Below are 12,603 nucleotides of genomic sequence, written 5' to 3' on the forward strand. Positions count from 1 at the left end.
CAGGGCGGGGCGATTAGGCCCCTGCGTCGTAGCAATTCGAGATCGATTCCCGCCAACCGCATATAGCTGGCGTATAGTGAACGCTTTCCCGGGCCCGTCCGCCGCGCGCGGGGCTCCGCAGCCTGGTGGTGGGGGTTAATGCGCGGTCAGGCTCGCCTCTTTCACCGCTTCGACGCGCAGCCGCGGGAATACCTCCTCGATCGGCTTGCTGTCGGGCAGGACATAGACATAGCCGCCCTTCTTCTGGAACTGCGGGCGAAGCAGCTGCGCGTAGAACGCCTTGGGCACGTTGATGCAGCCGAAGGTGACGCGATTGTCCTCCGGCGTTTCGGACAGCATCCGCTCGCGGCGGCGCTCCTTCTTGCTGCTGTCCGCCGGAATGGTGTGGATCGCGACGGAGGTGGCATAATCCACCCACAGGACGCGCTCCCGTCCGAAAGCGAGGCCGAATTTCGCCAGATAGCGCCCGGCCGGCGTGGTCTTTTCGGCCGGTCCGATCTCCGACAGCTTCTTGGTGCCTACCCCTGCGGTCGCTTCGTCGCCGCGGGCAATGCCGATCAGCACCGGCACCTTGTCCAGCAGCTTGCCGCTCGCGCTGTAGAGCGACAGCGACGCATCGTTCTTGTCGATGATGGCATAGGGCAGCTTCTGATTGTCGCCGGACGATCCGACCCAGCGCGCGACACGGTTTGTGTCCGCCGTCTGGACGATGACGGGTTCGGGAGCGCTCTCGGCCGCCTTGGTTGCGGCGCCCTTCGCTGTCTTCTTCGCGCCGGCCTTCTTGGCGCTCGCCTTGCGCGCCGGCGCCTTCTTGGTCGCGGCCTTCGCTTGCGTGGCAGTGGCCTTAGCCTTGGCCGGCGTCACTTCAAGCGGGCGGGCGCCCGCTGCGGCCGGAATGATCAGCGCAAGCCCGGCCAGCGCCCGCAAAACAGCATTCATCTATTCGTTACGCTCACAATTTCGGTCGCCCGCTCGTGATGGAGCGGGCGACCGTTTCTTGTCGATGGTCGTGGTGATCAGTTGCGCGGGCGCTTGCCGCGCGATTCCTGTGCCTGCAACCGCTGCTCGACGCTGTCGACGCGGCCGTTGAGCTGATCGAGGCGCTGGCCGCTGGTCTGCAGCTGGCCCGATGCTGCCTGTGCTTCCGCCAGAGCCGCCTTCGCGGTGCCGTCGGTCTCCTGAAGCCGCGCCTCGAGCGTGTCGACGCGCTGGCTCACTGGGGCGATCTGCTCGCGCACATAGGATTTGGTGGCGCAGCCGCCGAGGCCAACGGCCCCCGCCAGGATAAGCACGGCAGGAGCAACTTTGGACGCATACAGATACATTGCGTGTCTTTCGATCGTTAACCAGTCGGAACAAGGAAGCTGAGCGCCGAACCTTCAACAATCCGTATTTTGATCAAATGTGCATGTTCTGCGATCAACTGATGCCCACTCTGTCACACTCTTGAAACATCAAAAGGTTGCGTGATTCGCGTGACTTTTTTTGTTCGCTATTTTCTCTGCTTTTTGCGCTTCCGCTCCGCGGAAGGGGCGAACGGGTCCTTGGGAATCGAGTCGCCCTGCTCCGCCTCCTCGACGGCAGAAGCGGGCTTGGCCTTCTGCACGCTGACGCATTCACGAAGCGCCGCGACCGCCGCCCCGCTTCCTTGCAGCTCCAGCCGCGCCACCGGCACGTCCCCCCGCGTGACGTGCAGCGCCTTGGAAGCAGCAAAATACGCCGGGAACTTGGGCTCAAAGGTCGAGACGAACCCCTGCTTGCCCTCGGACTTGATCCCCACGGCGAAGTGATCGCTGTAGCCGCCGCGCGTCAGGCGATAGGTCAGCTTCAGCTGTTCCTTGGGCTTGATCGACCAATTGGGGTTCAGCACCGACAGGTGATTGGATCCGTCCACGTCCAGGCCCAGCAACAGGGTCGTGCCACCGTTGCGATCATAGTCGCGGGTCAGGAAACATCCCTTGCCGTCCTTGCTCACGGCCACCGTCCAGCCTTCAACCGTTCGGGTGGCATAATCCGCCGCAGCGACCGGTGCGGCAACGAACAGCGCCGCAGCGATCGCCCCCGCGGCACATCGGGCCAGGGGCACGGTCCGCGCGTGGCTGGCGCCGCTTGCAGCATCGTCTTGCGACATCACCATCAGCATCTTTCTCCCGTGGCGGTGTTGGCGTGTTGCGGGCCTAGCGGGCGAGCGTGCCCTTGGCCATCGCCCGGCCGATCTGCTTTCAGGGGTAAGGGATTGCGGGCCAGCAGTCGGGGGTGAAGGCCGGGCGCGCGGCGGCAACGGGTCGCCCGCGCGCTAGATCTCGATCGCCACGAACACGGCGCCGGTTTCCTCCTTGCGATCCGCGGTGTCGAACGCCTCGTTGATCCGGTCGAGCGGGAAGCGGTGCGTGATCATCTTCTTCACGTCGATCCGGCCCTTGGCAATCAGGTCCAGCACCATGCCCTGTTCACGATAGATGTCGTGCATGGCGAAGCTGGCGCTGGGGATCAGCTGGATCTCGCTCATCTGAATGCGTTGCCATTCCAGCGGGATGGTCGTCTCGCCGGCATCGAAGCCGCCGACGATCACCACCTTGCCGCCGCGCCGGACCATTCGGGTGGCTTGCGGCAGGGTGATGGGCATGGACTCGCCGCCGGCACATTCGAAAACGATGTCGGCGCCGCGCCCGCCGGTAAAGGCCATCACTTGCGCCACCGCGTCCTGCGCCCCGGCGTTCACCACGGCGTCGGCGCCAAGCTCCTTCGCCAGGTCGAGCGCGCTTTGCACGAGGTCGCAGATGATGACATCGGCGCCGCTCGCCTTCGCCAGCATCATCTGGCCAAGCCCGATCGGCCCAGCGCCGATCACCGCCACCTTGTCGTTGATGCCCAGCCCCGACAGGTGCTGCGCATGGAGGCAGACCGAAAAGGTGTCGATCAGCGACGCTTCCTCGAAGCTGACGTGATCGGGCAGCTTGTAGAATTTCTCCGCCGGCCCGGCGACATATTCGGCATAAGCGCGCGATACATATTGGGTGCGCACATCATAGAGATGCTCGCAGATATTGTAGCGCTGGACGCGGCAATAGTCGCACACGCCATCGCCCATCACCGTTTCGATGACCACGCGGTCGCCGGGCTTCACGTTGGTGACGTCCTCGCCGACCTCCACCACCTCGCCCGCCAGTTCATGCCCCATGATGTGGCATTCCAGCTCGGGCTCATGCTTCTTCCAGTGGCGAAGGTCCGTGCCGCAGATGCCGGCGACGCGCACACGGGCGAGAACGAAGTGCGAAGCAGGAATGATCGGCCGTTCGGTCTCGGTCACCTCGAACGTGCCTTCGGCGGTCTTCAGGGCAGCCTTCATGGGTCGGTGCGATCCTTGGTGCTTGGGAGGAGGCCGGCTCAGCTGGTCTTCTGGATGCGCGGCTCGATGCGCAGGTTCACCACGTCGCACGCGGCCGAGCGGGTGAGGATGAAGTGGATCGCCTCCGCGATTTCGCCCGCCTGCAGCATCTCGTGATTGGCGACCGCTTCGCGTTTCTCCTCGTCGCTGCATTCCTGCATGTCGGTGTCGACCGAGCCGGGCTGGACCACGCTGACCTTGATGTTCTTGTCGGCGATTTCCTTGCGCAGCGTCTCGGCGAAGGCCTGGATGCCGGCCTTGGTCGCGGAATAGACGCTTTCGCCCTCCGCCTTGATCTCGGTGCTGATCGATCCGACGAACAGCAGATGCCCGCTGCCCTGCCGCTCCATCCGCTTGATCGCGGCGCGGGCGCAGGCGAGATAGCCGACCAGGTTCGTCTCGATCACATAGCGCCAGTCGTCATCGGCCATCTCGTGGATCGGCTGCGCGCCCAAAGCGGCGCAAGCGACCAGAATGTCGATCCCGCCCAGTTTCTCGTCCACGGCGGCAAAGACCTGCTCGATCCCCTCCCTGGTGGCGGAATCGGCGATCACGCCGAACAGCTCGCTCTCGCTGCCCGCCCCCTGGCGCGCTTTATCCAGCGCCTCGTCCAGCGCCTCCTGATGCCGGCCGAAGGTCAGGACCCGCGCGCCCTCCGCCGCCAGCAGTTCCAGCGTGGCGCGCCCTATCCCGGTGGTGCCGCCGGTCAACAGGATGCGCTTGCCCGCCAGGCTCGTGTGCTCGATCGCCATGCTTACTCCCAGGTGATGACGAGCCGCCCGTTGGCGGGCACGTTATAGTCGATCCGGTCGTCGGACGTCGCATAAGGGCGCAACGCGTCACCGTCCGACGTCGTCACCGTCGTCTTGGTCAGCTTGCGCCGTTTCAACCGCACCAGCCGCAGATTGGCGGTGCACGGCTCGCTGCCGTCCAGCGTTATGGTCAGCGCGCGATCCCCGGTACGCTCCACGCCGCGCACCAGATAATCGCAATACAGCCGGAACGGTGCGCCCTCGACATGGTGGAACGCCCGCGTCGCAAAGATAAAGGCCGCGCCCGCGCCATAGACTTCCTGCCCGACCTGCCCGGCCTGCTGCCCATCGGGATAAAGATCTTCGAGCGGGAAGGAGAGTTTGTGGTCGATGTGCCCGTTCGGCTCACGCTGCTTGTCCGAAATGGCCTCAGGCGGCAGCGCGTCGGGATAATAATACCAGGCGCGCGACAGCACGTATTTGCAATATTCGTTGATCAGCATGCGCGCTTCGGGCTCGAGGTCGGGGCCGCCGTCACGCAGATATTGTTCAAACGCGACAAAGCTGTCGAAACACTCGTACATCGCCATGTACGGCGCGTCCTGCAGGCAAGTAACCGCCAGGAACGTCTCATAGGCCGCGGCGTGGCCGATGTGGCTGTCCCAGATCACCGAATTGTGCAGGAAGCTCGCCAGATAGACGTAGCTTTGCTCCAGATAGACGTCGTTGTTGGTGATCCGCCACAGCCGCATACAGGCAGCGGCGCCCCACGCCGTCAGGTTCGCCTGGTAATTGACGTTGAAGCGAAGCCCGATCGCCTTCTCGATCGCGGCGCGCGCCTCGTCGAGATAGGTCTTGTCATCGGTCAGCTCGAACGCCTGCAACATCACCCAGGCATAGATGCCGCCCACATCGGTCTGGCCGCGGCCGTCCGCCGGAGCCGTTTCCTCGATCACCGAAAAATCGTTGACCTTGTACTGAACCGGCCACTCGTAATCGAAATGGCGCGCAGCCTTCACCGCAAAGTCCAGCGAATCCAGGAACAGCGCGCGCGCGTCCGCGTCGCCGTCCAGCGCGAGGATGCCGAGGTTCAGCAGCGGGTGGTAAAGATACCAGCTGTCGACGGCGTCGGCGTCCTTGTCCTTGCCCACGTTGGGCAAATAGCGCCGCAGCGTCCTGAGCTTGGGGTCGTAGAACTTCCTCAGCCCCTTCTTCAGCTCCGTCTCCAGCGGCAGCGGCTCGCCCAGCCACTTGCCCCAGCCATGCAGCGCCGCGATTACCGACATCTGCACCATGATGTCGGGATATTCGGCCGCGGTGTACGGATGCACATACAGGTGGCCGTAGTGGCGGATGGTCGCCTCCGGCGCTTCGGCCAGGTCCCGCGCGGCGCGCTCCGCCCGGTCCACCCAGTCGCGATAATGGACGACCGGCAGGTCCAGCATCCGATAGGCGGCACCCAGCATCTGGACGAATTGCCTGGCGGATGCGCGCTCATGCGGGGGCGCCTGATGGCGAAAGATCAGGATCGCGTCGGAAATCGTGACCGTCTCGCCCGCCTTCAGCGCCGCCTCTTCCGGTGCGGCATCGCGGGGCGGCGCGGGCAACAGATAGCCAAGCTCCGGCCATTCGCCGCCGACCACACCATCCGGCGTGGTGCCCGTGGCGCGGAAGTAATCGTTCAGATCGGTCAGGTTCTGGAAGTAGAGCACATTGCCGAACGCCGGCTCGTCGATGCGGAAATAGACCAGGCCGGCGTTATGGCCGCGCTGCGCCGCTTCAACATTGCCTATTGCCGTCAGCGGATCGTCACCCTCCCCCAGCGGATAAAGGTCGCGCGGCACGAACGGCAGGGTGATGTCGCTGGCTGGCGTCAACTGAACGGTGATGCGCAATCGCTCCAGCGCATCCTTGTTCCGTTCCATGGTGACAACGTGGGTGCCGACGGCACTGGCGATCTCGATCCGGGCGGCCTCGCCGGGCGAACAACGCAGCGACTTGCAGCTGAACGGCCCGGCAATGAAGGCTGCGCGCACGGCCAGCCCGCCATGCCCGGGACGCCGCACGATCGCGAACACTGAATCATGTGCCGCGCGTACCTCGACCTCAAGCTCCCCGATGCTGAACTGCGCCAGTCCCTTGCCGCCGCTTCCGAGTGTCTCGCGCAGCGCCAGCAGATAGGGGCTGACTGGTGGTGGCCGGTGCTCCACCTTGGTCGCCATGATGCCCGTCTCCGTTCGGTTTCCTCCACTAAGCTGCCACCGCACGACTTGTTCCGCCTCGGCGGCGAATTAAAAGGTCTGGCTTAATCTTTGTTAAGTCACGAAAAATGGTCGCGAACAATTGATCCCGGCAAGACACGTCTCTCTCATCTGCACCCCGCTGCAGGCGCACGCTCGGGACCGATCAACAGATCCGCGAGTTTGAACCCCGGATGCGCAGGAGATGGCATGTTCTTCCTTTTCTCGCGGCGACTGGGCTGCGCGGGGTCGCTGGTCCTTTCGGCCGCCCTCACCGTGCTGCTCCTGTATCTGCTCGGCTGGCTATGATGCGTCGGATCGGCGCGCTGGTGGCGCTTCCGCTCGCGCTCGGGCTGGCGAGCTGCGGGCCGGGCGCCCCGGTCGACCCCGCGACGGCGATTTCACCCGAGGATCGGGCGCTGGGCGCTGAGCAGCATCCCGCGCTGCTGATGGAGTTCGGCGGCGAATATGGCGGCCCCACCGCGCGCTATGTCCGCGCCGTGGGCGAACGGGTCGCCGCCGGGGCGGGGCTTCAGGGGCAATGCACCTTCACCCTCGTCAACAGCGCCGTGGTGAACGCCTTCGCGGTGCCGGGCTGCTACATCTACGTCACTCGCGGCCTGGTGGCGGTGGTCACCAGCGAGGCGGAGCTGGCGTCCGTGCTGGGTCATGAGCTTGGCCACATCCTCGGCCGCCATGCGCAGCGGCAGGAAAACCGCTCGATCTGGCGCCAGCTCGGCGTCATCGCGGTCAGCGTCACTGGCTCGGAACGTCTCACCCGCCTTGCCAATCAGGCGGCGCAATATTTCGGCCTGCGCTATTCCCGGTCGCAGGAATATGAGGCGGACGATCTCAGTGTCCGCTACCTCCAGAATGCCGGCTATGACGTTCATGCCGCCGCCGACATGCTGGCCGCGCTCAAGCGCCAGGAAACCTTCATGACGCAGCTGCAGCGCGCGGACGGCGCCCGCAGCGTCCCGGAATGGGCGCTCAGCCATCCGCTGACCGAGCGGCGGATCGAGCGGGCGCGCGAAACAGCCGACAAGACCGGGCTCGCCGACGACGCCTTACCCGAAAACGAACCCAGCTATTTCGCCGCGGTCGACGGCTTGCTCTTCGGCGATGATCCCGAACAGGGCTTCGTGATCGGCAGCCGCTTTGCCCATCCGCTGATGCGCATTTCCTTTGAGGCGCCCGCTGGCTTTTCGCTCGCCAACAGTCCGCGTGCGATCAGGCTGACTGGCCCCAACGGCATTTCGGGTGAATTCGGCGGCAGCCCGCTGCCCCCAGGCGGGCTGGCCCGCTACGCCGAGGCGCTGGCCGCGCATGTCGTTGGCGATGCGCCGGCGGAGATCACCGAAGTCTCGCAACTGGTGGTCAACGGCCTGCCCACCATCATCCTTCAGGTGCGCCTCGCGGTGCAGGATGGCAATGTTCCCCTCGCCATGGCCGTCTATGACGGGCGCGACGGGCAGGCCTATCATTTTATCATCGCGTCTCCGCCGGCGGATGCCAGCGCGCAGGCCATTGCGCGCCTGTTCTCCTCCTTCCGCCGCCTGTCCGCGGCAGAGGCTGCGGCGCTGCGTCCGCGCGTGATCCGCACCGTTCGGGTCGGCGCCGGCGACACCCCCGCCACCCTCGCCGCCCGCACCGTCGATCCGGCCCCCGGCCCGCTCTTCTCTTTGCTGAACGGCCTCGAACAGCGTCAGCTGCGCCCCGGCAGCCTTGCCAAGATCGTCACCGTCGTCGGCCAGCCAGGCACACGGTAAGCAGGCGCAGCACGATCAGGCCCGGTACGATGAGGCGCGGTCGGATCAGGCCCGGCACGATCAGACGCTGTCGGGATCACGCGGATACACGGCGTTGCCGAGATCCTGCCCGACGTTGACGCCAGGCCATCCGCTTGTCTGTAGCGCAGCAAAAGGCTGTCGGTCAGGCGCGTTCCGTAACAAGGACACGAACGAGGAGTTTCACCCATGAAACCACGATCACGGTGAATAATGGTGGCCGTCCATTCATCGGTTCAGCCCTCCTCCGCCGAAGTGTTTAACTTTCAGCCAGTCCTCTCACCGATCCAGCCCCATTCGGCGGCGCATTTCGGCGTCTCTTTTGTTTCGACGTTCTTCCCGCTCGATGCGTAACCGTCGTGCCTTGATGATACGGAAAGTCGAAAGAACCCCAACTGCCGCGACAGCCCCCGCGGTAATCAACTCAGACATGTATCTCCCCCCGGAAACCTTATTGCGCAAGTAGCGCATTTGGGTGGGGAGTATAGTCCGTTATGGATGATGATGGTTCACCAAAGGACAATCGGCGCCGGGCGCGGAACCGCGCCGGCTGAACTTGTCAAAGTACGGGTAAAGGCCCCGCCCGCGAGCGCTCGGCGCCCGGCACAACGAGTGACATAGGGTGCAGAATCAAGGCCGATCCTGGGCCGCGCCCGCCAGGGGTGCTGCCCCGCCCCGGATCACCAAGGTGAGCGCCCCGCCTGAAGGGAGTTCAGTTGACAGGGCGCTCATCTGACGACGACTAGTGCCGCCCCGGAACTATCGCCCAACCCCATTAGCAACACAAGGAAACATTTGGGCAGCCGCTTGCCCGGCACGCCCATGTTCCCGAGCCATGATGGCAACGCTTGTCCCGATCAGGGACTCCGGCGATCAGGAGTGATGGCGGCGTTGTTCGCCCGGCTTGCCCCAATTCGCGAGATTGTCGTCGCGGCGTGCCGGCGTGCGCCAATAACCTTCGATCGACATGGTACGCCGAACGCGGCTCGCTTCTTCCAGCAGGCGCATCGCTTCCCTCAGCGTCGGCGCCGCGCTGGCACGTTTCTCCAACTCTTCCCAACGATTATTCATAACATCCCCCTATTTACGCAAATTGCGCATTCCCCACGATCAGTGTGGACTCGTCCCACACCGATTCGCAAGCTTTATCGGCAACAGTTAACAAGGGGTTCAGAGACGTTCGGAGATGTTACGGGAAGTTGTTGTTCGCTTACCTATGGGCGAACATTGTCCGCCACGCGATGAACTGCCGCTTTTGCAGTGCAACATTGAGCCTGTTGAATCAGTGATTCAGAACTCTTCGAGCGCAACCACCTCGAAGTCATAGCTGGCCCATCCACGCTGCCGCGCAGCCTCTGCCGCGGCGGCTTTCTTGCCGGTCGCTTCGCGCAGCGACTTGGTATGTCCCCAGAACACCTCGGTGCGCCCACCGCCCAGATCCGCGACGATGCGCCAATAATGGGTGAAGGGGCTCGCGGTCGGCCCGATCACCTTGACATAGCCGTCGGCCATGGTCGCGCGGAGCATGCGTTTGCGTTTCGCCATCGGCGGGTGGCCCCTTGTTCGTCTTGCGCTGTCCGCGTCAGAAATGCGCGAGATAGCCGCCGTCGACGGCCAGCACCTGTCCCGTCACATAGGACGCCGCCGGCGAGGCAAAGAACCGCACCGCGCCGGCAATTTCCTCCGGTCGCCCCCACCGGCCGAGCGACGTCCGCCGGGCGAGATGTTCCGCAATCGCGGGATCGGCGACCATGGCGGCATTGGCCTGCGTCGCGAAAAAGCCGGGTGCCACCGCGTTGACGGTGATGTCCCTTGGCCCCAGCTCCGCCGCCAGCGCGCGGGTCAGCGCCTCCAACCCGCCCTTGCTCATCGTATAAGCGGCATCGCCCGATCGCGCGATCTGGCCGGCGATGGAGGTGATGTTGATGATCCGCCCGCCCGCGGGCATCCGGGGCGCCAGCCGCCGCGCCAGATCGAATGGCGCGACCAGGTTGATCTCCAGCAGCCGCCGCACCGCCGCCCGGTCGAGCTGTTCAATCGCGCGCCGGTCGCGATCCCCCGCATTGTTGACGAGGATATGGATCGGCTCCTCGCGCGCCGCAAAGCGTTCGGCCGCCGCCTCCGTCGCAAGATCCGCTGCCGCAATCTCGCAGGCGCCGCCACCGTCAGCGATCTCCGCTGCCAGCGCGCGCAGCGGCTCCGCCCGCCGGCCGTGCAGCAGCACCCGCGCGCCCGCCTGCGCCAGCGACCGGGCAATCTCGCGCCCCAGCCCGCCGCCGGCGCCGGTAACGAGTGCGGTCTTGCCGGCCAGTTCAGTCACGCCCCATTCCGTTCCACCCGCCTGCCATCGATCAATCGGCAGCCGCCATGGCCGCATCGCCCGCCGCCCTCAAGGCTTGCGGTTGCTGCGCATCGCGAAACTGGAGGTGATCCGCGATACGCCGGGCAGCCGCGACAGCACATCGCGGTGAAAGGTCGCATAATGATCCATGCCCGTGATCTGCAGCCGCAGCAGGTAGTCGCCGTCGCCGGTCAGCAGATACCATTCGCGGATCTCGGCATGTTTGCGCATCGCCGCCTCGAACCGGGTGAGATATTCCTCCGTCTGTCGTTCCAGCTCCACCTGCACCAGCGCCACCGTCCCTTCATCGGGATCGCTGCCGGAGATGATGGCGGTATAGCCGCGGATCACCCCGCTTTTTTCCAGGAGCTTCAGCCGCCGCAGGCACGCCGATTCCGACAGCCCCACTTCACGGGCGAGCGCGCTGTTGGTGATCCGCGCGTTCAGGCGCAGCTGGTTCAGGATGCGGCGGTCGACCGCGTCAATCATGTCCGTGATTTTCCCTTCGCTTCGCAGAAGCTGCGAATTCGTCGGCTCGATAGCAGCATCCGTCGCAGATTCGGCCACAAATCCGCATCCACTTCGTTCATGATGCGCGAAGGAGATTAGGTAGCGATGGCGATGATCGATCGTGCAATCTGGTGGCGGCGGCCGGGCCGTCCCTGCGCTGCGGCGGCGGTGCGCGGGGCGGTTCGATGAGGGTCGTCATCCTTGGCGCCGGCGTGATCGGCGTCACCGCGGCACATTACCTGCGGCTCGCCGGCCATGAAGTGGTGGTGATCGATCGCCAGCCCGGCCCCGCACTGGAAACCAGCTTCGCCAATGCCGGCGAAGTCTCCCCCGGCTACGCCTCCCCCTGGGCGGCGCCCGGCATTCCGGCAAAGGCGATCCGCTGGCTGCTGATGCACCATGCGCCGCTGATCGTGCGGCCAAAGCCCGACATGGCGATGATCACCTGGCTCGCCGCCATGCTGCGCAATTGCACGGCGCAGCGTTACGCGCTGAACAAGAGCCGCATGGTCCGCCTTGCCGAGTTCAGCCGTGACGAGCTGGTCGCGCTGCGCCGCGATCTCGGCATTTTCTACGATGAGCGGTCACAGGGCACGCTGCAGCTGTTCCGCACCACCAAGCAGCTGGAGGGCAGCGCCAAGGACATGGACGTCCTGCGCTCCTACGACGTGCCGTTCGAGCTGCTGGACCGCGAGGGCTGCGTGCGCGCCGAGCCGGGTCTGGCCGCTTCCAGCGATCGCTTCGTCGGCGGGCTGCGCTTGCCCGGTGACGAAACCGGCGATTGCCACCTGTTCACCAATCATCTGGCTGATCGCCTCGCCGGCAATGGCGTGGAATTCCGCTTCTCCACCCAGATTCAGGCGATCGAGGCCAGCGGCGGCGTGGTGACAGGGGTGCGGACGGATGCCGGCATCGTCCGCGGTGATGCCTATCTCGTCGCGCTGGGCAGCTATTCGCCGCAACTGGTGAGCCCACTCGGCGTGCGGCTGCCGGTCTATCCGGTGAAGGGCTATTCGATCACCGTGCCCATCGCCGATCCGGCGGCGGCGCCCGTCTCCACCCTGCTCGACGAAAGTTACAAGATCGCGATCACGCGGCTGGGCGATCGCATCCGCGTCGGCGGCATGGCGGAGATTTCCGGCTACGACAATTCGCTGCCGCAGCGGCGCGAGGCGACGCTGCTCCACTCGCTGAACGATCTGTTCCCGGGCGCGACCAGGCAGGGGCCGACCGGCTTCTGGAGCGGCCTTCGTCCGATGACCCCCGATGGCCCGCCGATCATCGGCGGCACCGCGCTGCGCAACCTGTTCCTCAACACCGGCCACGGCACGCTCGGCTGGACCATGGCGTGCGGATCGGCGGCCGTGATCGCGGCAATCATGTCGGGCGAAACGCCGCCCATCGTGACGGAGGGACTGGGGCTGGAGCGGTACGGCCGCTAAATCTCCGGCAAGTTTCCGGCCTGTCCCCTCACGGCGCGCGGCAATAGTCGCGCCGCCCGGTGCAATGTTCGCCACCGGCTCAACAGGTGGAGAAGGTTGCGTATATTGAGACAATGCTTGGCGCCGCGCCGTGTCGGCGGTAT

The 12,603-nt window shown here is 65.2% G+C and carries 12 protein-coding genes; 2 read left to right on the plus strand and 10 right to left on the minus strand.

Features of this window, described 5'->3' with window-relative positions; translation table 11 throughout:
- Positions 1-135: 135 nt before the first annotated feature.
- From LK535_RS13000 to LK535_RS13025, 6 genes are all read right to left on the minus strand, one after another.
- Positions 136-939: a hypothetical protein gene (locus LK535_RS13000; RefSeq protein WP_227772351.1), complete on the minus strand. Its 804-nt coding sequence runs from the start codon at positions 937-939 to the stop codon at positions 136-138.
- A 77-nt stretch (positions 940-1,016) separates the two neighbouring features.
- Positions 1,017-1,325, minus strand: coding sequence for a hypothetical protein (locus LK535_RS13005; protein WP_227772352.1), 309 nt, complete (start codon positions 1,323-1,325; stop codon positions 1,017-1,019).
- 167 nt (positions 1,326-1,492) lie between these two features.
- Positions 1,493-2,137, minus strand: a complete 645-nt coding sequence (locus LK535_RS13010; protein ID WP_227772353.1) for a hypothetical protein — start codon at positions 2,135-2,137, stop codon at positions 1,493-1,495.
- 159 nt (positions 2,138-2,296) lie between these two features.
- Positions 2,297-3,349 (minus strand): zinc-dependent alcohol dehydrogenase, encoded by a 1,053-nt coding sequence (locus LK535_RS13015; RefSeq protein ID WP_227772354.1) that lies wholly within the window; start codon positions 3,347-3,349, stop codon positions 2,297-2,299.
- A 38-nt stretch (positions 3,350-3,387) separates the two neighbouring features.
- Positions 3,388-4,140 (minus strand): SDR family oxidoreductase, encoded by a 753-nt coding sequence (locus tag LK535_RS13020; protein WP_227772355.1) that lies wholly within the window; start codon positions 4,138-4,140, stop codon positions 3,388-3,390.
- A 2-nt stretch (positions 4,141-4,142) separates the two neighbouring features.
- A complete protein-coding gene (locus tag LK535_RS13025) occupies positions 4,143-6,362 on the minus strand; it encodes a hypothetical protein (protein ID WP_227772356.1) in 2,220 nt (739 codons plus the stop codon).
- 326 nt (positions 6,363-6,688) lie between these two features.
- Here LK535_RS13025 and LK535_RS13030 point away from each other — a divergent pair, with 326 nt between their 5' ends.
- On the plus strand, positions 6,689-8,149 hold the full coding sequence (locus LK535_RS13030) for a M48 family metalloprotease (protein WP_227772357.1): 1,461 nt from the start codon (positions 6,689-6,691) through the stop codon (positions 8,147-8,149).
- A gap of 891 nt (positions 8,150-9,040) precedes the next feature.
- On the opposite strand, the gene LK535_RS13035 is transcribed toward LK535_RS13030, so the two are convergent.
- From LK535_RS13035 to LK535_RS13050, 4 genes are all read right to left on the minus strand, one after another.
- Positions 9,041-9,238, minus strand: coding sequence for a hypothetical protein (locus LK535_RS13035; protein ID WP_227772358.1), 198 nt, complete (start codon positions 9,236-9,238; stop codon positions 9,041-9,043).
- 219 nt (positions 9,239-9,457) lie between these two features.
- Positions 9,458-9,712, minus strand: a complete 255-nt coding sequence (locus LK535_RS13040; protein ID WP_227772359.1) for a hypothetical protein — start codon at positions 9,710-9,712, stop codon at positions 9,458-9,460.
- A gap of 37 nt (positions 9,713-9,749) precedes the next feature.
- Positions 9,750-10,487: an SDR family oxidoreductase gene (locus LK535_RS13045; protein ID WP_227772360.1), complete on the minus strand. Its 738-nt coding sequence runs from the start codon at positions 10,485-10,487 to the stop codon at positions 9,750-9,752.
- A 69-nt stretch (positions 10,488-10,556) separates the two neighbouring features.
- On the minus strand, positions 10,557-10,997 hold the full coding sequence (locus LK535_RS13050) for an Lrp/AsnC family transcriptional regulator (protein ID WP_227772361.1): 441 nt from the start codon (positions 10,995-10,997) through the stop codon (positions 10,557-10,559).
- A gap of 206 nt (positions 10,998-11,203) precedes the next feature.
- Between LK535_RS13050 and LK535_RS13055 the strand changes: the two genes are divergently transcribed.
- Positions 11,204-12,460, plus strand: a complete 1,257-nt coding sequence (locus LK535_RS13055; RefSeq protein WP_227772362.1) for a D-amino acid dehydrogenase — start codon at positions 11,204-11,206, stop codon at positions 12,458-12,460.
- Positions 12,461-12,603 lie beyond the last annotated feature (143 nt).

Origin of the sequence: Sphingomonas sp. IC4-52 (genome assembly GCF_020707225.1) — a bacterium.
Classification (GTDB): Bacteria; Pseudomonadota; Alphaproteobacteria; order Sphingomonadales; family Sphingomonadaceae; genus Sphingomonas.

Coding starts and splice junctions, on each gene's coding strand:
- LK535_RS13000 (WP_227772351.1), bottom strand. CDS start 939: ATGAATGCTGTTTTGCGGGCGCTGGCCGGGCTTGCGCTGATCATTCCG.
- LK535_RS13005 (WP_227772352.1), bottom strand. CDS start 1,325: ATGTATCTGTATGCGTCCAAAGTTGCTCCTGCCGTGCTTATCCTGGCG.
- LK535_RS13010 (WP_227772353.1), bottom strand. CDS start 2,137: ATGGTGATGTCGCAAGACGATGCTGCAAGCGGCGCCAGCCACGCGCGG.
- LK535_RS13015 (WP_227772354.1), bottom strand. CDS start 3,349: ATGAAGGCTGCCCTGAAGACCGCCGAAGGCACGTTCGAGGTGACCGAG.
- LK535_RS13020 (WP_227772355.1), bottom strand. CDS start 4,140: ATGGCGATCGAGCACACGAGCCTGGCGGGCAAGCGCATCCTGTTGACC.
- LK535_RS13025 (WP_227772356.1), bottom strand. CDS start 6,362: ATGGCGACCAAGGTGGAGCACCGGCCACCACCAGTCAGCCCCTATCTG.
- LK535_RS13030 (WP_227772357.1), top strand. CDS start 6,689: ATGCGTCGGATCGGCGCGCTGGTGGCGCTTCCGCTCGCGCTCGGGCTG.
- LK535_RS13035 (WP_227772358.1), bottom strand. CDS start 9,238: ATGAATAATCGTTGGGAAGAGTTGGAGAAACGTGCCAGCGCGGCGCCG.
- LK535_RS13040 (WP_227772359.1), bottom strand. CDS start 9,712: ATGGCGAAACGCAAACGCATGCTCCGCGCGACCATGGCCGACGGCTAT.
- LK535_RS13050 (WP_227772361.1), bottom strand. CDS start 10,997: ATGATTGACGCGGTCGACCGCCGCATCCTGAACCAGCTGCGCCTGAAC.
- LK535_RS13055 (WP_227772362.1), top strand. CDS start 11,204: ATGAGGGTCGTCATCCTTGGCGCCGGCGTGATCGGCGTCACCGCGGCA.